This window comes from Brevibacillus sp. 7WMA2 (assembly GCF_010748895.1).
GTDB classification, from domain to species: domain Bacteria; phylum Bacillota; class Bacilli; order Brevibacillales; family Brevibacillaceae; genus Brevibacillus_B; species Brevibacillus_B halotolerans.
The window spans coordinates 1,484,821-1,504,280 of the sequence record NZ_CP048799.1 but is presented as its reverse complement, the minus strand read 5'-3'; the positions used below and the strand labels follow the sequence as shown (position 1 = coordinate 1,504,280).

Genomic DNA, 19,460 nt, shown 5'->3' with positions numbered 1-19,460 from the left:
GAATATCTTCCTTAACATAAAACCTCTGTAGGAAACTATAGGGGCTTTTTAGATTTGTAAAACAAATAAATATTTCCTATCAAAAATAATTCACAGGCTTTTAACGAATAGGGACTGGTCAATGATTTACAATGTTGTATAAGGTTTGTATAATTGTGATGGTTTGTGATTGTTTGATTTATTTATCAAAAATATATTAACAAAGGTGATAACATAATATGGGAAAAAGCTTTTTGTTTTCGAGTTGGTTTCGCACAAAGATCGAAGAATCTCCACAAACAAAAATGTTTAAAAAACAGATTGCAAGTAGCCAAGTCAGCATGAATATAAAGCACTCTGAAATTGAAACTCAGATGAATATGATTCGACTAAGCCAAGAGGATTTAAAGATAGCGAAAGCATTGCAACCAATGATTGCCACGCATATCCATGAGATTGCCAAAACCTTTTATAAAACAATTCTCAGTGTCCCTCACCTTAAGCAAATATTGACCAAGCATAGTACAGTAGAGCGTCTCGCAAAAAGTCTGGAATTACATTTGATGGATATGTTTGATGGTCATATAGATGATGTGTTTTTACAAAAACGTTTCAAAGTGGCAGAGGTACATGTACGTATTGGTTTGGAACCAAAATGGTATATTGCAGCGTTTCAAAACGTTCAAGAGCATGTATTGCGAATTATTTTTGAGCAAATTATAGATAAAAAGCAATTATTAGAAGCAAGTAGTGTTATTTCAAAGATGTTTAATTTTGAGCAGCAGGTTGTCATTGAAGCGTATGAAAAAGAAAATAAGCGACGTGAGCAAGAGTATCGGGGACGGGAGCAAATTCAAACCAAAATGGCGGATATAAGCCTTATGCTTGCCTCATTAAGCCAGCAAACCACTACTTCTGTAGAACAGTTGATTTCTAGCGGTCAAGATATGAATATAGCGGTTCAGCATAGTGCAGACAAATCTAAAGAAACCCTTCAATTAGCGAGTGAAGGACAGCAACGAATGAAAGAATTGGAGTCACGTATTCGAGATATCAATAATGGTATGATTGATATGGAAGAGTTGATTGAAAAGCTTAATCACTCATCGAATGAAATTCAAAAAATTGTAAATCTTGTACAACAAATTGCAGAACAGACAAATCTACTTGCGTTAAATTCAGCGATTGAAGCAGCTAGAGCTGGAGAGCATGGACGTGGCTTTTCTGTCGTCTCACAAGAGGTACGTAAACTTTCCGAACAAACTAGACAATCCGTTCAAGATGTATCTTCACTTATTGCCCAATCGAGTCAATTTATGCAAGAAGTAGTCTCCTCCATCCGTCACATCCAACTCCTAGTAAACAAGGGACAGAAAGAGTCAGATCAAACCGAAGCAGCACTTAATCAAATTGTAATTTCCATGCAAACAAGTATAACCGAGATTGACCGAGCTACTGCGAAAATGGCACAATTCATTGAAGATGTCGAAATGATAGGGAATTCAACCCATAAAGTTTCTGAATCAGCCCAATCATTAAATCAGTTACAAGAAGCATTAGAGCAACAAGGCAACAGATAGCGCTTTAATCTGACAAAGACGACATATAATAAAACAGGCAAGTTACACAATGCCAAACTTCATTGGTAACTTGCCGAAGATTTACGATCATTTATTTAAAAAAACGAATGACATACATGATTAGTGATAGCACAACGCTAATAATAATGCATGTAACTACAGGAAAATAAAAACGAAAGTTCTCCTTTTCTACTACGATGTCACCCGGTAACCGCCCTAGATTCAGAAAGCGGCCCCCAACTTGCCAGAGTAAGCCAACTACAATCAAGACAACACCAATCACGACTAAGGTTTTCCCCATATGTACTCCTTTATTTGCACCATAACGATTCGGAATTATTCCCAATTACAAAGCGTTTTGCTTAGAAAGCTGAATCATTTGATACACGTCCACTGGTTTTTTTGTTTTCTCTTGAAAAAGATGCCCATTTTTTACATGATCAATGTACAATATTCCATCCAAGTGGTCCATTTCGTGCTGAATACAACGTGCTTTATGTCCGGAAGCCTCGATGATTTGCTCTTCACCCTGACGATTTAATGTTTTTACTACGATTGATTCAGCTCGCTTCACAGCTCCATACATTCCAGGCAGGGAGAGGCAAGCTTCATATTCAAAGGTTTCTCCCGATTGAGAAATCATTTCTGGATTAATTAATTCAACTAATCCGTCACCACAGTCTAGGACTGCTATTCGTTTCAAATAGCCCACTTGTGGCGCAGCCAAGCCTGCTCGACCAGGGTCAGCATATAGAGTATCGATTAAATTTTGTAATAATTTTTGTTCACGATCTGTGATACTGGTAATCGGCTTACATACCTTGCGCAGCACAGGATCACCCAGTTTTCGAATCATCAATTCAGCCATGTTAAAAATCAATCCTTCCATTTCGGTCTTCTTATATTGTTTTTTTCAGGGCTTACAGTACTTGTTTTACAAAAGGGCTGTAAATTTATGTATTTATTCATATTATACGTTTTATTAGCTTGTTAGGGAAAGGGTTACTATTGTTGATAGGTAATTTACCTAATTAAAGATGCTATGCGAAGCCTATAAAGGCTAATACAGAAAATAAACAAGGGACTGTCTACATGGGAAGGACAGCCTCTTGTTTATTTTTTAGATCCCTTGATTATCTCTAAGCTCAACAATTGTCCCTTCAGGAGCGAGCAATTTCAGTAATCGCCCATTTTCAACTGTATAGATTTCCTGTCCATCCTTCATTTTAAGGCGATAACCTAAATGCTTCATTCTTTGAAGCTCTGCATCCAAATTTTCTACCCATAAACACAGATGTACAAGTCCTTGGGTATTGGCGTTAGGAGGATCAAGTAATTCTCCCGTTTTCCCAGTTTGGAGCTCGATATAGAAGGAATCTAGTCTTAACCAGGTATTAAAATCACGTTGGTGAAAATGAGGTGTTTCCTGAATCAGCTCAAATCCTAAAGCTTCTTGATAAAACCGCAGGGACTCTTTATACGTATTGGTTTGGATACAAATATGATGAACATATTTTCGACTCATAACATTCTCCTATAACTAGATGTTGTTTTGCAAGTGAGCTTAAAACGTGACCATCGCTCCTTATGTAACAAATCAATCTTAGTAGTCAATCTCTTCCCAATCCTGTAAATTCGTATTTGATTCTGATAATAGCTCAGTAAAGGACGAGGCAATGTAATAAATAAAATCTGGGTCATGAACATACGCGATAATCTGCCCAGCTCTTCCGTCCGGGGCTGGATCATAATCTAGCATAAGATATAGACTGCCACCTGCTAATTGAGCGAAGGGGAACCATTTCTTGTTGAATAGATAAGGTTTAATTCTAGCATCTAATTCGGAAATCTCTTGCTCATCATAATATTCACTGAGGAGTTCATCCTCTTTGCAGAAATATTCTTTTGTTTCTATCATTTCGTCAAGAGAGTATAGATAAAAGGGCTCAATACAGCCTTCGCTATATTCAGGATATAGAATATGAAAATGATAACCACTCCCATTCTTATAGCGATAAAATTCTTTGAAATCTTCAGGGAGCTTGATATCAAAGAGCGTTTCTATCTCCTGCAGGTTTTCTTCGGAAGCACCCTGTAAAGAGAGATAATTGTTATATTCCTCCTGTACATCTTCGCCGACCTTACTCGATAACAATCGTTCAAGCTCTTCAATTCGTGTTTTCATTGGGCTCATTCCACCTCTGTATATAATATTACGGTTGCAGGATTGACAGGTAGGACGTGGTTTTTCGAATCGTATCATTATCTAGCTTTCATACGAGGATATGTAATACCCACTAATTATACTTGAAGATACGCTGGTTTAAAAAGAGCGTAATTTGTTTAGTGTTTGTAATCCTATTTTGATGGATTGAGTAAGGGTTCCATGAGTATTTTGCTAACATTCTCGTTGCTGATTGATGTACGACTTTGAAAAGGATCATCAACTTTAGTGTTGCAGATTCTGTGGCTTTAAACAGAGTACGATCAGGACGTTTCTTATATTCTGATTAGTAAATAGCTTGTGTAATAGGGGACACCGATCTATTAAAAAACTCGGCTAGTGTAGCAAACAATTCCCTGAGTGATGAGTGAATAGGGGCTTGTGCTGACTAATAGCCGAGCTTTATTTCGAAATGGAATGTAATTTTGGACCGGTGGTTGAACGCGAAAATGCTTAAACAGCTGAGAGCTTAGGCCAGTACAGCTCTACTCCCTGCTTGGTGAGCAATTGTTGATAATCAGCAAGCTTGGCAGTATCCTCCCACACTTCTCTAGGCTGAAATCCTTTTTCAACACAAAAAGCGGCTAGCATTCCTGCTGACTCTCCAATATTCCATTCAACAGGATGTAGTCGATAACAACCGTTCGTGATGTGAGTGGTCCCAATATTTTTGCAAGCAGGCAAAAGATTATTTACACGAATAGGGATGAGCGCACCCAATGGGATTTGAAATGGCAAGGAGGCTACATCTATATAATTTGTACCTTCCGTGGTTGGATGCAAGTCAATGCGATAGCTGCCAATGCCAATTGTATCAAGGAAACGCTCGGCGCCCTCGTCACCTCTCCATTCTGCGCTCACATGCTGCTCCAGAACAGTAAATGCTGCTTTAATGCGGCGAGATTCTCGAATGTATGGGTACTTAGCTAATCCATCCATTGTTCCCATCACATCTGGACGTAATCGTAATCCAGGATATCCTTCCTTTCCATCTGGTCGAGGTGCCTCTGTTTGCATCCAGTACAATAACGACAAGCTTAACTGCTTTGCCTGATTTAAATGCTTCGAGACCGCTTCTTCTGGAAGGTCATAAATAGGGGCCAGCCAATAATCGTTTTGTGGCCAGTTTACTAGGGTAATATCTGTAGAAAAAGTACCGGGAACAAAATTTAATTGATCAATGATTCTTCGATACGTATATAAAGAAAATTTTTGTGAATCAGGGAACAAGGAGTATTCAATTGGCTGTAATGTTCTGGGGTCGGCTGCCGTAAAGCTTAGCTGACGAGCTGGCCAAAAGTCAGGCTTGTAATTCCGCCAAAACTCGTAGTCTGCTGGTTTATCTATAACGTGATTTTCTCCTTCCACATAGTCCATCGCAAACACATATGTCGAGGCCTGAATGTCAAAGGGTCTTGCATCCCCGTCTATAGCATGAGGCTCACCCGTTTCGTATTGAGACTCAGCCCCAGTGACATATTCGACATTAGCCATAGGTAAAAGATCACCACATTCTGTAGCATCTAGGAAATAGGGGGCTTTTATCGTCAGGGTATTCTCGTTGTCACATTGGGAAAGCGTAACAGAATTAACGGTATCACCGTGTGTTTCAACTGAAATCGGTTTAAAGCGAGTTAAAATCGTAACTAGTCCACTATGCACATAAGGTACTAGCATTTCTTCCATTACGGACAAATAGACGCGGGGGTCAGCACATAGTCGACTAACACTACCATTACCCGGATCAAGATTGTATTTTAAACGTGCTTCTGTCGTCAATGGGAAGTGCAAACGGTAGTAGTCCCGAACTTGATTACGAAATTGACGATAGGTTTGGGTGCAACCAAACTGCTCAATCCAACGATGCTCATCAGGTGGTACGGCCTGACTAGTAAATTGCCCGCCAATCCAATCTGTTTCCTCTGTAAGTATTACTTTTTTTCCAAGCCGTGCGGCGCCTAAAGCTGCTGCAAATCCACCTACACCGCCACCGATAATGGCAACCTCTGTTTCTAATTCCTTATGCATCTAAACGACCTCCTTTAGTGTATATGAAAAAACAGGGTATATATTGGTTTTAACACAGAAAAAGGTAAATGAAACCTAAAAATTGTAAAAAATAAAATATTTCATAAATCTAGCTGTTAGGGAGAGCAGAATAGTAGACGTAAGGATCTTTTGGTGCTGGTACCTGTGAGATTTGCTGAGCCTGTAAAACGAGAAGTTCATTGCCTTCAAATGTTGTCATGCCTAATGTTCCCTCCACCTTTACCCAGCTATCTGTCTTAAATTCCTTGGCAGTGGGCGATTGGATAAGAATTCCGGATACCTGTGCGTCTGCTATACAGCAGGATACATTGTTCGTGAGTTATCTCATATTCCCTCCCTAGCTTTAAGAAGGTGACTTTTTGTGTGAAAAAGAGAACAATACCTACCACTGTCGCAACGATAAAGGCAAACAGCGTTCGATATAATACCATCTGCGGATCAATAGGAAATGCTGTATATGTTGCTGCCATCACAACAGGATTAATGATTGGACCTGCTAATAAGAAAACCATTCCCACATAAACAGGCATACCTCTATGAATCAACCGGCGCACAATTGGTACAATGGCACATTCACAGACAGGAAAAATAAATCCTAGCAGGGTAGCGAAAGGGATAGCTATTAATGGGTGCTTAGGTGTCCAGTTTCAAACAGTTTCGTCACGAACGAAGGTTTGTAATAATGCAGAAAAAAACACACCAATCAACACAAAGGGAATGGCTTCTAGCAAAATGCTAAAGAAAAGCGTTTTTACATCTAATAGCTGTGGGGAAGAGAGTAGGGCAGGAAGAAAGGGAGTGAGCTGATCACCCGACAAAAATAGGTATAAAAAGGCTCCGATGATGAGCACAAAGCCTAATTCCAATGTGATCGTACGAAATTTTGCGAGCATGTAAAACCTCCTGTACAGGTATTTTTGCGAAGGAACATCCATCCAACAATTCATAAGTACATAAATATTTCATTGACATGTTCAGTTCTGCTCATAGTCATAACTATACCAGATAAATCGAAATCATTACGATTTATTTTCGGAAAATTTTTCTGCATATAAGCTGGTACAGAAGGGAATAGGTTCGGAGCTCGCGAAGACTATTTTGAGGGGGAAAAAACTGTTTGTATAAAAGCCAATTCTATCTTTTTCATTTCTGACACAGCTAAGTTTTCTAACAAATTGACATCTGTTCTGTCTGTGAACTATACTTTTCTTTGCAAGTAAGTGCTTGCATTCATAAAATTAGGGTGAAAAGAGATGAGGAAAGAATCGACAAATGATAAAATTCTGCAGGCTACGATAGACTTGTTAAAGGAACAGGGCTACAGAGCTACGACTACAAAAGCAATTGCCGAAAAAGCCGGAGTCAATGAAGTGACGATTTTTAGGAACTTTGGCAGTAAAGACAAAATTATGGAAATGATCGTGCAAAGGCACACTTTTCAGATGGACATCATAAGAGATTACTTCACATGGGAACTGGAAGTGGACCTGTTACATATCGGCCAATATTTTTTGCGGCAACTTACTGAGATGCAGGATATTATTTCAATTAGTTTTCGTGACCCGACTGTGTTTGCTGAGCTTGTGAAAAAAATCTCGATCCAGCCAAATCAGTTTAAACAAATGTTGACTGATTATTTTGCTAAAATGAAGGAAAAGGGTAAGATAGCTGATATTGATTGTGTTGCTACGGCAGAATTATTTATTTGTCTCACGACGGGCTACTTTTTTATGCGATTCAGTTTGTGTCGTTCGTTAATTACGTTGAATGAGCAAGAAATAATGCACCATACTATAAACACATTCATCCGAGGGATATCACCTGGGACTCCTTCTGAATAGTTTTGCACGAGATTTGGAGAAAGAGGAGGAGCATTTATGATTTTTAGACCAAAGGACGATAAATTTTTTAGTACGTTAAGCCAGATTGTAAGTATAATTGAGGAGTCTGCTCAGTATTTTGCTCAATTTCCTGAGAAGAACGATGGAGATCTGGTTACCTTCTCTAGTGTCATGAAAGACTACGAGCATAAGGCAGATACACACATACATAAAGTAATTATGGAGTTAAACAAGGCATTTATCACACCTATTGAGCGCGAAGACATCTTGGCATTGGCTGTGAAGCTAGACGACGTACTAGATGGTTTTGAGGAGCTTTCCTCTCGCTTGGAGATTTATAATATCCAGAAGTGGGACGAGCACATGAAGGAGTTTACGGTTCTATTGCTGGCAGCTACTAAGGAGATTGCAGGAGCGACCGATCTGTTGTTCCAGAAGAAAATGAACGAGATTCATCCTTATGTAGTAAGAATAAACGATCTAGAATCAAAAGCGGATGCCGTATTAGATAAAAGTATTCGTCAGCTTTTTGCTTCTCAAAAAGACCCGATTGCCATTATGCAGTATAAAGAGATTTATGAGATGTTCGAAGGCGTTGCAGATAGCTGTGAGGATGTAGCCAATGCACTGGAAACGATCATCATGAGAAATGTCTAAAGAAAAGGGGTTCCATGATGGATAGTGTACTTTTTATTTTGGTTTGCATCATCATCCTGGGTTTAACTTTTGACTTTATTAATGGGTTTCACGATACAGCCAATACGATTGCCACTTCCGTTTCTACAAGAGCATTGCCTCCCCAAGTAGCAATTGTGATGGCAGCATTGATGAATTTTTTTGGTGCCTTATTGTTTACAGGTGTAGCTCAAACCATTACAAAAGATATTGTCGATCCTTTTTCTCTTGAAAATGGTTCGATCGTCCTCTTATGCGCCCTTATTGGTGCGATAGCTTGGAATCTAATTACCTGGTACTATGGCATACCTAGTAGTTCTTCCCATGCGCTAGTTGGTTCGATTGCTGGTGCTGCTATCGTTTCAGAAGGTTTATGGAGCTTAAATTACTCAGGGTTTATTCGGATATTGGAAGCATTGCTCATCTCCCCTGTTGCAGCACTGATTATTGGATTTTTAGTTATGTCCTTATTCAAGGTAGTATTTCGCAATTCTAATCTGGCTAAAACGAACAAGGGATTTCGCATTCTTCAAATCATGACGGCTGCTTTGCAATCATTTAGCCATGGAACTAATGATGCACAAAAAACCATGGGGATTATGACGATGGCTTTGATCACAGCAGGCTTCCAGACAACTACAGACATTCCAACCTGGATTCGTGTCTCTGTCGCATTAGCAATGGGACTTGGTACCATGGTAGGCGGATGGAGAATTATTAAAACAGTTGGAGGCAAAATTACCAAATTGAAACCGGTTAGCGGTGCGGCAGCAGATTTGTCGTCAGCCTTTATCATTTTTGGATTTACTTTCCTACACTTGCCTGTTAGTACAACACATGTCATCTCTTCATCCATTATGGGGGTAGGATCAGCACAGCGTGTGAAAGACGTAAAGTGGGGAGTAGCACGACGGATCGTGTTTACTTGGATAATCACTATGCCGATTACCGCACTCTTGTCAGCATGTTTATACAAGGTAGTCATGCTATTTGTGTAAAAGAATACACCTAAAAGATAAAGGAAACCGATCATGTTCATCAAGGACAGAGTCTGTTTGAATGCTACCCTCTCCATGTACCTTGAGGTATATCTTTTAGGTGTTTTTTTTGTGGCAAAAAAGGTATAAAGTAGGGGTAGCGACTATCTAATCATAGAATAGGGGGGAAAACGCAGATGGTAAATAGTCGTTTTGCAGTAGCTATTCATATCCTTTCAATAGTAGCCTCCACTCCCTGTGGACAGGCTACATCAGCTTATATTGCTGGGAGTGTAAATACAAATCCTGTAGTAATTCGCCGTATTAGCAGCATGTTAAAAAAAGCAGGAATGATAGAGTCTAAGGTCGGGTCCCCAGGATCGACGTTAACCAAAAGTCCAGAAGAAATAACTCTTCTTGATGTTTACAAAGCAGTACAAAGCCCTGATGAGCTATTCGCAATTCATGAGGAGCCCAATCCAGCATGTCCAATCGGAAGGCAGATTCAACACACCCTGACTGATGTTTTTTTAGGTGCCCAGCAGGCGATGGAGCAAGAATTGGCAAACAAAACCGTAGCAGATGTGTTAAGTGGAATGGGTATGGGTAAAAATGTGACAGAATAGACCTCGTCGTCGAGTATGAGGAGTCTCAATATATTGTTCATTGAAAGCTAGCGATCGGTCTGAAGAGAAAGATTGTTAGCTTTTAGCTTTTTCTAATCAGCGAAATCTGCACATATCAGGAAGGGCAGAGAGCTTTTTTTCCCTTGACACTCTACGTACAATAGAAAAGAAGAGGGTGATCAATACATGTTACGAAAGAAAACTATGGCGGAACTTTTAGAAGAGTTTCGCTCTGATGAGCGGATGAAACAAAACATCGTTAACTGGACAACGATTCCGCCTCGCGATCCACAGGTAGTACCATTTCCAGAGCAAATAGATGAACGGATTGCTCAAGCTTTGAGTAGACGAGGGATTTCATCTTTATATACACATCAAGCAACAGCCTTTCGCCATATTCAGGATGGGAAGCATATTGTGGCTGTGACTCCAACCGCTTCAGGAAAAAGCATGTGCTACCACCTGCCAATTTTGCAAACGTTGGCTAATGATGCGCAAGCGAGGGCACTATACATGTTTCCTACTAAAGCCCTTGCTCAGGATCAAAAGAGTGAGTTACATGAATTGATCAATGATATGGGACTAAGCATTAAATCGGAGACCTATGATGGTGATACGCCTGCTGCTATACGGCAAATGGTCCGCAAGGCCGGCAATATTGTCATTACAAACCCGGACATGCTACATTCTGCGATCCTGCCTCACCATACGAAATGGGTCGCTTTTTTTGAACATTTGAAATATGTGGTAATTGATGAGCTACACACCTACCGCGGTGTATTTGGGAGCCATGTTGCCAATGTGATCAGACGGTTAAAACGTATATGCGCATATTATGGTTCTCATCCACAATTCATTTGTACTTCTGCCACTATTGCGAATCCAGTGCAATTAGCAGAACAAATCACAGAGGAACAGATGGAACTTGTAGATAACAATGGAGCTCCGGCAGGAACGAAGCATTTTATATTTTACAATCCACCTATTGTAAATCATCAGCTAAATATTCGTAGGAGTGCAACATTAGAAGCGCGGGACATAGCATCTACTTTTCTAACAAATGGAGTGCAAACAATTTTATTTGCGAGAAGCCGTGTGCGTGTAGAGATACTTTTGACCTATTTACAGGAGCTGATTAGAAAAAAACTGGGGCCCAAAACAATTCAAGGCTATAGAGGCGGATATTTACCAACACAAAGGAGACAAATTGAACGAGGATTGCGACAAGGTGATATTGTCGGGGTGGTTAGCACAAATGCACTAGAGCTAGGTGTAGACATTGGCCAATTACAGGCATGTGTGATTACAGGATATCCTGGTTCCGTGGCTAGTACCTGGCAGCAGGCAGGAAGAGCCGGACGTCGGCAGGATGAGTCTGTCGTGGTTATGGTTGGAAGCTCTTCTCCACTTGACCAGTACATTATTTTGCATCCAGAGTATTTCTTTGAACGAAATCCGGAGTCAGCTCGTATTAATCCTGACAATCTAATCATTCTTGTGGATCATATGAAGTGTGCAGCATATGAACTGCCTTTTACGACAGGAGATACTTTTGGGCGGGCAGAAATAGCAGAAATTCTAGAATTTTTAACGGAGGAGCAGATCTTGCACTTCTCAAAGGGGAAGTGGTTCTGGATGAACGATTCTTTTCCAGCTCATAACATCAGCTTGCGATCTGCTTCACAGGAGAATGTGGTGATTGTCGATATTACCGAGCGTGGACAGGAAAAGGTCATTGGAGAAATGGATCGTTTCAGTTCGATGACATTGTTGCATGAGGAAGCGATTTATCTGCATCAGGGGGTGCAGTATCAAGTAGAAAAGCTGGATTATGAAGAGAAAAAGGCCTATATTCGCGAGGTGAAGGTCGATTATTACACAGATGCGAATGTAGCGGTCCAGTTAAAGGTTCTAGAGTCAGATTTTACACGGAAGCAGAACGAGACTGAATTGGCTTATGGGGAAGTAGCGGTTAATGCAATGGCTACGATTTTTAAGAAAATTAAGTTCGAGACCCATGAGAACATCGGATCCGGGCCGATACATTTACCAGAAGAAGAATTGCACACGAATGCAGCTTGGATTAGTTTTCCGGAATCTATTTTACAAACGATTGGTCAAGAGGAGGTAGAGCTTGGGCTGGTTGGGGCAGGACATGTGCTGCAACACGTTGCTCCTTTATGGGTGATGTGTGATCCGAAAGATTTGCATGTAATCTCACAGAGAAAAGCTGTCCATTCGAATCAACCAACGATATTCTTCTATGACCGATATCCAGGTGGCATTGGCCTTAGCGAACAGGTGTATCACCAGATGGAAACCATACTTGCTAAAGCAGAAGAGATGATTAGCTCATGTCCATGTGCGTCGGGATGTCCTTCGTGTATTGGCTATGTGGAGCGGGATGGAAAAGAGCTAGCACTATCTCTATTGCGAGTGGCGCAAGGGGGAGTAGCGTTTGTCTCTTAAAAATAAATTGCAACGAATGAAAAAGCATCTGACACTCGAAAGTAATAACGAGCAAGCAGATCGGCAGGAAAAGCAGGCAGAGCCCAAACAACAGAGTGATATATCTGCGTCCAGCTTACAAAGACCAGAGCAGTCGGACTGTAAACGAAGCGTTTATGAATCACCCCAAATCCAGATACCTTATGCAGATACATGGCGACGTCTTCAAGCCAAACCATTCTTTGGCGAAGAGGAGTACGCTATGGTACGAGAAGTTCGTTATCCCTTAGACATGATTCACGGGAACTATGAATTTTCGGCGTTACTTGATGTTATTGACAAATGGAACGAAAGCGGCATGGAGCATCCTCTGTCTGCTGCTAACAAACGCCCAGAGGATTTACTATTCTTTGATACAGAAACAACTGGTTTACATGGTGGGGTGGGTAATACCATCTTCTTATTGGGTTATAGTAAATGGGAACAGGACGAGGTGGTCGTTCGTCAGCATTTTTTAACCGATCCTTTTTCGGAAATTACGTTGTATCAGTCATTTTTAGCAGATGTAAAAGAATCCAAGCAACTTGTTACCTATAATGGAAAAGCGTTTGATTGGCCTCAGGTAAAAACACGACATACGCTGGTACGAAACGATGTGCCAGCCTTACCTGTGTTTGGTCACATCGATTTGTTGCATGGGGCGAGAAGACTATGGAAAAATGAACTCGTTTCTTGTCGCTTATCGATCGTAGAACAACAAAAGCTAGGAATCAGGCGCTTGGAAGACATACCTGGCTCACTAGCTCCAATGCTATATTTTGAGTACGTCAGAGAGCAGAATCCAGAACATATTGCTGGTGTACTTCAGCATAATGAAGTGGATGTACTATCCCTTATTACCCTCTATATTCATATCTCTTATATGCTGTTGTCTGCAGAGTCTGTTACGATGTCTATGGAAGAGCGATATGAAGTGGCACGCTGGTATGAGGCGATCGGATCAGAGCAATTGGCTCTGTCACATTACAAGGAAGTGGCTCGTAGCAAGCATCCTTATGCTGGGCGGGCAAAAGCTGCGCTAGGACATATATTTAAGCGTCAAAAGGAATGGAGTAAGGCTCTTTATTGCTATGACGCCTGCTTACAGGACAAAGAATGGGGTACTGAAGAGATTTGTATCGAGGCAGCCAAGATTTGTGAGCATCAATTAAAAGAATATGACAAGGCATATGCGTATACCAAAATGGCCTTCGAGCGCTGGCAAAAGAAAACGTCATATCTGCGGCAAAGGAATAAATCAGAACGCGAAATGTATGAAAAAAGGCTTTTGCGCTTAGAGAAAAAGCTAGAGCAGGTGAGCGAGAGCTTGTTTGATGAAGAGGCTACAAGATGAATTGGGGCTAGGAATGTGCTGTCATTTTATCAATTTATATGGTTTAACAAAGGACGTTTCCTCAGTCGGCTGTAATTGCACTGGTGGGAATGTCTTTTTTTATGAGATGGAGAAGACCAATGCTATAGCAACCTCAATTTTTCATTTCGTTATTTTCCTACGAGGGTATCAGGTTATTAAGGAATAACACTTTCTAATCTCTTGGGTTAGGGACCTGCTCGATTTTCAAGCCGAATATTTGTGGGGGATCAATATGATTTACCTGCATGTATACAGAAAGCTGACCTCGATGATGAATTTCATGTTCAGCCATTGCCATTATGATTCTCCAGGCACTGACTTCATAGCCTAAGAGGTTTTTCACCTTTCTGGTTAGTTGCTCAGGCTCTAACTGATGAAGACCTGCTAGAACGGTATTGTGACAATTCTGTAAATAACCGATAGCTTCCTCCATACTCCGACCTTTATCGGGTTCATGCCCGCAATACTTCCATTCATTATGTATAATCGCATGATAAAACATTAATTCTGCAGAGCCCAAATGCCGGACGATATCACCAAAAGAAAATTTGTGATCGTCTGGACGCCAATCGATGACTTGCTCAGGTATTGCCGCTAAAGATTTCAAGGTTCGTTTACGAACACCTTCGAAATTTGATAGTAAATCGTCTTTCGGTATCATATAATCTACCCCTTTCATTCAACATTTCCTCTTTTCAATTATATAGCTAAGTCAGGGCGTCTTTCCATCGTTTTTAGTGGTTTCCGCAAATTCTTTGGTCTGATTCGGAATTTGAAATAAATCATCAGAACTATGCAGAATTTCAGGGGGAATATTGGGTATGTGATGCCATAGAAGGTGCGGTGCAGTTTTACAAGGCATGTATTCGTTTGCGATAATACTGTGTCTAATCCGTAAGAGGGATTTTGCAAAGCGAAAAATACTCGTTAGGAAATTAGCAGAGGAAGATAAGAAGTGGCTTCAAAATCGCTCTCAGACTCGATCATGTAACAATAGAAGCAAAAGAAATCAAACAAGTAATCACAAGCTTAATGAACTGGATGGGCAAAATAAACGGAAAGTGGATGGTCGCGACTATTACAATCATGAGTTATGATAAATAAAACGGCAGAAAGAGTTGAAACGAATGACTTATCTCATACCTTTCATTTTTTTGATCGTATTGGTAGCTGCCATTGGGACTATCCTGGTAGGGATAAAGCCAAAGGATCATAATTATGGTACGAAGACAAAAAGAAATTTGACCAGATTAACAATGTTTTACGTCATATGCACCGTTATTTTTTTGGGAATTTTCTTTTATTTCTTTTATAAGTAAAGAATGGTTTAAAGCATGCAATATAAAAACAAACCCATAACAGGTCATAAAGAAATGAGAGTTTGTTCACGTCGAGAAGCTTGGTATGATGGCCGGGCTTTTTTTGGCATCGTAGCTTATTTTGTTACGAGTAGACTGTCACTTTTTCCTGGCATACAGCTTTCCATGATGACCTGCAATACGAGCAAGATTTTATGTGTGACAAATCTGTTCAGCACTCATGCTTGATAGCGAAGAAGCTATAAACTGTTCTTCTTCGTTATCTTCTATAATCTGTTCTACTTCAACTGGATGAAGCCGGTATAATTTGTGACGAAAAGGCGCATGACCGAGAGAATCAAATTTCAAATAATGAAACAAGCATAGGCACGATAAGTAAACCTTCTTTGCCAACATCCTCCCCTTAATCTGAGTTAGCCAACTTTACGACTATGCAACATTACTAACATTAGGTAACTATTTTTTACCAATAAACCTTTTTGAAAGGAAAGAAGGGTAGGTATAAAAAATTGCTTAATTTAAAATTTGAAGAAAGTTTGTAAAAAATTAACTAAACAACTGCTAAAAAATAGTGTACTCTTATTTACAGGTAACAAAAATCAGGGAAATCTTGGGGAGAGAACAACTTGATAAAAAGAATACGTAGTCAATTACAAGAATCAATGTGGGGAAAAATAGTAGCAACAATTTTTACATATTGGTATTTACTGGTACTAATTGTGATCTGTAGCATTGTAGCTGTTCTTGTAGAAGTTGTGATTGGATACAATATTCAGCAGATGGTTTCGTATTCTATCGTTGACACTCAGGATCATATGAGCACTTTATTGTATGTGTTTGGGATTTGTGTCATGATCGGGATGATTGCTCACTTTTTTGTGAAATGGTTGTCTACGAAATTTAGTGCTTCCATTATCAGAGATTTGCGAAATCGCTTTGCCGAAAAATTAGAGCGTGCTTCCTTTGCCTCTGTAGAAAAATACAGCACTGGGGATCTTTTATCCCGATTCTCCAATGATTTAACGATTGTACAACGATTTTTGACTGAACACTTTCCAAAACTAATCATTGAGCCTCTTATGTTTATCGCTGCTTTTGTCTACCTTTTCTTGATTAGCTGGAAACTTATCCTTTTTAGCTTGTCTTTGGTTCCATTTGCATTACTTTTTGCAGCTATGATAAGCAAACCTCTAAATGCCTACTCCTACGAACTACAACAGCAGGTCGGTCGTACAGCCTCTATTATGAAAGATACTATCTCAGGAATTCCAATCATTAAAGTGTTTCATTTATATGAAGCTTTCTTTCGAAGATTCAAAACGGCAATTGAACAAATGCTACATCTGAATTTAAAAATTGAACGCAGACATGCTTGGCTAAATCCGCTGCATATTATATTTATGTCAAGTCCGCTGGTGTTTTGTATTCTGTTTGGAGCTTATCTAATTGCCCATCAGGAATTGAAACCAGCGGAGTTAATCGCCTTTATTTATTTCTTGGGACATATTATACAGCCAGTCTCAGTGCTTCCCGAATTAATCATTCAATTTCAACAAGCACTAGGATCGTATAGACGTACGGGGGAGATTCTGTCTTTACCTGAAGAGGAAATCATTCCCACAGAGATACCTAAGGATCATGTAGCGAAAGATTTTTGTTTACAATTCAACCAAATTTCCTTTACATATGATGAACAAAAACCTCCCGTGTTACATCATTTAGATTTTGAGCTAAAAACGGGCAGGCATATCGCGATTGTTGGGCCAAGCGGAGGCGGAAAATCAACGATTGTGAAACTACTTTGCGGCCTTTATGTTCCAAATACGGGACACTTCCGGGTCAAAGGCGATAATTCTTATTCACAAAATTGGGATATCGCTTCGCTTCGATCCTTTATTGCGTATGTCCCACAGGATGTCTTTTTGTTTTCTAAGTCAATTGCAGAAAATATTGCCTTTGGAAAAGAAGATGCAACCCTTGAAGAAATTGTAGAAGCAGCTAAACTAGCGAATGCACATGAATTTATTTCCGGATTGTCTCAGGGTTATCAAACTGTTGTGGGTGAGGGAGGCTTCCAATTATCTGGTGGTCAAAAACAACGGATAGCCATTGCCCGCGCTTTTATAAAGAATGCGCCCTTTATTATCATGGACGAGCCTACTTCGGCTTTGGATGCTCAATCAGAGTTTTTGTTCCAAGAAGGACTTAAAAAGCTTTTAGAAAAAAAGACCGTTGTGATGGTGGCACATCGTTTTTCTTCCATTCGACATTGTGATGAAATCTGGGTGTTGGATCGTGGAAATATTGTAGAACGGGGAACCCATCGCGAATTAATGAAGGCAAACGGATTGTATCGAAAGCTCTACGATCCACAGGTTCAGGATCACTATCTCATACAGCCTAGCCTTTCAGTGAAGTAAATGGGAGGAATACAATGGGATTACACGGACTTCAAAAGGCCTATTTGGAATGGAAGGATATGCTAATATTTCTAAAATCACGACGGCGAGCTTATCTATTCGCTTTACTGGCTGACTGCACCATCATGGGGGCATTACCAGTCGCGATCAGCTTTGCGCTCAACGAACTAATTACGGCATCAGTAAATGGCAGCGTAGAGTCATTGGTTCGATCCTCCATCCTGATAAGTCTAACCTTTCTTTTTTTTAGTGCAGCAGTTCCTTTTATTCACTATAGTCTGCAACGAATCATAAAAAAGACGATGGCCGATATTAGAGTAACGCTGTACGAACATCTTACCAAACTGCCCGTTTCTTATTTTGAAGCTAATCATCCTGGTGAAATGGTATCACGTATCATTAACGATGCACACAACATGGAAGAGGCATATGGAGAAAGTATGCGCAATATTTTGCAAAATGTGATGACTTTGGTGATGGTAACTACCACAATGCTGATCATGGATTGGAGATTCTCTCTCATTTTTATCGTGCTAGGACTTGGCATCACGTTTGTAAATATTCGGTTTGTTCAGCCGTTGAGGGAGACAAATGATCGACTTCAGGCTACATTGGGAGAAATAACAGCAAAGATAGCCGGTTTTATAGAAGGATTGCCTATTATTAAAACCTTTTCTGCCGGGAATAAGGTTAGAGAGGACCTAGCTGATACAAATAAGGAGCTAACACAAACCGCAAATAGCCAGGGCTTTAAGACAGGGCTATTAGATGCTATCAATTTTTTGTTTAGTTTTGTGATGTTCGGCGGTATGTTAGTTGTTGGGTTGTTTATCTATACCAAAAATGAATTAGGTGTCTTGGGACAACTAGTGCAGTTACAGACGACTATGGTGTTTATTTTCCTAGAGTTTGGCAGAATTATTGCTTCCCTGCAACATTCCTTATCGGGCTCAGCTAGAGTGTATGGTCTATTGAATCACCCTGTTGAACAAATTGATCTGGTCATCTCTCGTGAAAAATCTGAAAAACAGTCCAATCATGTCAAAAGTTGCTCATCTACCGAGGCATTCTCGTTACACGATGTTGTCCTACAACGCGGCATGAATCAGGTATTAAATCATGTTTCTCTTTCGGTTGGGGCCGGTGAACTAACTGCGGTTGTCGGAACAAGTGGTTCTGGTAAAAGTACGTTATTAAAAGCGCTTTTAGGATTTTATCCCCCTGCGGAAGGGGATATTTATTACTTTGCTAAAAATGGAAAAGCTCACACGCTTACACAGGTGAGGGAATTGATAGCCTACGTTCCTCAGGAACCGCATTTATTTGAAGGCACGATTGAAGAAAATATTAGATTCGGGAGACCAGATGCAGAAATGGAAGAGCTTGTTGACGCAGCTAAGGCGGCATTTGCGCACGAGTTTATACTGGAGCTACCTGATGGATACAAAACAAGAATTGGAGAGGACAAGGCACGTTTATCAGGAGGACAACGCCAGCGAATTGCCATTGCCCGGGCTTTACTATCGAAAACTCCCATTGTTTTATTTGATGAGCCTACGTCTGCTCTAGATTCACATTCAGAAACATGTGTGCGGGAAGCGATTCGTGCATTAAAGGGGCAACGTACGGTGATGATCGTAACACATCAAAGGCAAACAGCAGAAATTGCAGATGTCATTTTTGTGATGGAACAGGGGGCTATTGTGGATCATGGATCACCTAATGAGATAAAAGCGAAAGAAGGCCCGTACCAACGTTTATTTGCAGAGGAAAACAATTCTAACGAAGCTATCACGATCTACTAATACAGTGCGATCATGTTTAGGATTTCTACATATTTTCATCTTAGGATTCATTGAGATATTAAGTGAAGTTCATAAAATTTACAAAAAAACAGATGGAAGAATA

The 19,460-nt window shown here is 40.2% G+C and carries 18 protein-coding genes; 9 read left to right on the top strand and 9 right to left on the bottom strand.

What is annotated here, in order from left to right; translation table 11 throughout:
* The first annotated feature begins 218 nt into the window (after positions 1-218).
* A complete protein-coding gene (locus GOP56_RS05450) occupies positions 219-1,559 on the top strand; it encodes a globin-coupled sensor protein (protein WP_163244828.1) in 1,341 nt (446 codons plus the stop codon).
* Between the two features lie 91 nt (positions 1,560-1,650).
* On the opposite strand, the gene GOP56_RS05445 is transcribed toward GOP56_RS05450, so the two are convergent.
* From GOP56_RS05445 to GOP56_RS23770, 8 genes are all read right to left on the bottom strand, one after another.
* The gene (locus GOP56_RS05445) at positions 1,651-1,860 is read right to left on the bottom strand and encodes a DUF2905 domain-containing protein (protein ID WP_003336292.1); all 210 of its coding nucleotides are present in this window, start codon (positions 1,858-1,860) and stop codon (positions 1,651-1,653) included.
* Between the two features lie 45 nt (positions 1,861-1,905).
* A complete protein-coding gene (def, locus tag GOP56_RS05440) occupies positions 1,906-2,427 on the bottom strand; it encodes a peptide deformylase (protein ID WP_003336293.1) in 522 nt (173 codons plus the stop codon).
* 252 nt (positions 2,428-2,679) lie between these two features.
* Positions 2,680-3,084, bottom strand: coding sequence for a VOC family protein (locus GOP56_RS05435; protein ID WP_003339564.1), 405 nt, complete (start codon positions 3,082-3,084; stop codon positions 2,680-2,682).
* A 78-nt stretch (positions 3,085-3,162) separates the two neighbouring features.
* Positions 3,163-3,744: an SMI1/KNR4 family protein gene (locus GOP56_RS05430; RefSeq protein WP_003339562.1), complete on the bottom strand. Its 582-nt coding sequence runs from the start codon at positions 3,742-3,744 to the stop codon at positions 3,163-3,165.
* 492 nt (positions 3,745-4,236) lie between these two features.
* Positions 4,237-5,811, bottom strand: a complete 1,575-nt coding sequence (locus GOP56_RS05425; RefSeq protein WP_163244826.1) for an FAD-dependent oxidoreductase — start codon at positions 5,809-5,811, stop codon at positions 4,237-4,239.
* Positions 5,812-5,920: 109 nt separating this feature from the next.
* The gene (locus GOP56_RS24340) at positions 5,921-6,097 is read right to left on the bottom strand and encodes a TIGR03943 family putative permease subunit (RefSeq protein ID WP_371807988.1); all 177 of its coding nucleotides are present in this window, start codon (positions 6,095-6,097) and stop codon (positions 5,921-5,923) included.
* Positions 6,069-6,422, bottom strand: a complete 354-nt coding sequence (locus tag GOP56_RS05420) for a permease (RefSeq protein ID WP_254068703.1) — start codon at positions 6,420-6,422, stop codon at positions 6,069-6,071. The genes GOP56_RS24340 and GOP56_RS05420 overlap by 29 nt, the downstream gene beginning before the upstream one ends.
* Positions 6,423-6,479: 57 nt before the next feature.
* Positions 6,480-6,725 carry a hypothetical protein gene (locus GOP56_RS23770; protein ID WP_068792339.1) on the bottom strand — a complete coding sequence of 82 codons (246 nt, stop codon included), beginning with the start codon at positions 6,723-6,725 and terminating at the stop codon, positions 6,480-6,482.
* Between the two features lie 360 nt (positions 6,726-7,085).
* Here GOP56_RS23770 and GOP56_RS05415 point away from each other — a divergent pair, with 360 nt between their 5' ends.
* From GOP56_RS05415 to GOP56_RS05390, 6 genes are all read left to right on the top strand, one after another.
* Positions 7,086-7,673, top strand: a complete 588-nt coding sequence (locus tag GOP56_RS05415; RefSeq protein ID WP_003336302.1) for a TetR/AcrR family transcriptional regulator — start codon at positions 7,086-7,088, stop codon at positions 7,671-7,673.
* Positions 7,674-7,709: 36 nt separating this feature from the next.
* On the top strand, positions 7,710-8,330 hold the full coding sequence (locus GOP56_RS05410) for a DUF47 domain-containing protein (RefSeq protein ID WP_003336303.1): 621 nt from the start codon (positions 7,710-7,712) through the stop codon (positions 8,328-8,330).
* Between the two features lie 17 nt (positions 8,331-8,347).
* On the top strand, positions 8,348-9,346 hold the full coding sequence (locus tag GOP56_RS05405; RefSeq protein ID WP_003339551.1) for an inorganic phosphate transporter: 999 nt from the start codon (positions 8,348-8,350) through the stop codon (positions 9,344-9,346).
* Between the two features lie 176 nt (positions 9,347-9,522).
* Entirely contained in the window at positions 9,523-9,951 is a 429-nt protein-coding gene (locus tag GOP56_RS05400; protein ID WP_003336305.1) for an Rrf2 family transcriptional regulator, read from the top strand.
* 186 nt (positions 9,952-10,137) lie between these two features.
* The gene (locus tag GOP56_RS05395) at positions 10,138-12,420 is read left to right on the top strand and encodes a DEAD/DEAH box helicase (RefSeq protein WP_163244822.1); all 2,283 of its coding nucleotides are present in this window, start codon (positions 10,138-10,140) and stop codon (positions 12,418-12,420) included.
* Positions 12,410-13,792 (top strand): ribonuclease H-like domain-containing protein, encoded by a 1,383-nt coding sequence (locus GOP56_RS05390; protein WP_163244819.1) that lies wholly within the window; start codon positions 12,410-12,412, stop codon positions 13,790-13,792. The genes GOP56_RS05395 and GOP56_RS05390 overlap by 11 nt, the downstream gene beginning before the upstream one ends.
* 193 nt (positions 13,793-13,985) lie before the next feature.
* On the opposite strand, the gene GOP56_RS05385 is transcribed toward GOP56_RS05390, so the two are convergent.
* Positions 13,986-14,492 (bottom strand): DinB family protein, encoded by a 507-nt coding sequence (locus GOP56_RS05385; protein WP_254068625.1) that lies wholly within the window; start codon positions 14,490-14,492, stop codon positions 13,986-13,988.
* 1,266 nt (positions 14,493-15,758) lie between these two features.
* On the opposite strand from GOP56_RS05385, the gene GOP56_RS05380 reads away from it, so the two are divergent.
* Both GOP56_RS05380 and GOP56_RS05375 read left to right on the top strand, forming a co-directional pair.
* Entirely contained in the window at positions 15,759-17,552 is a 1,794-nt protein-coding gene (locus tag GOP56_RS05380) for an ABC transporter ATP-binding protein (RefSeq protein WP_163244815.1), read from the top strand.
* Positions 17,553-17,566: 14 nt separating this feature from the next.
* Positions 17,567-19,357 (top strand): ABC transporter ATP-binding protein, encoded by a 1,791-nt coding sequence (locus GOP56_RS05375; RefSeq protein WP_163244813.1) that lies wholly within the window; start codon positions 17,567-17,569, stop codon positions 19,355-19,357.
* Positions 19,358-19,460 lie beyond the last annotated feature (103 nt).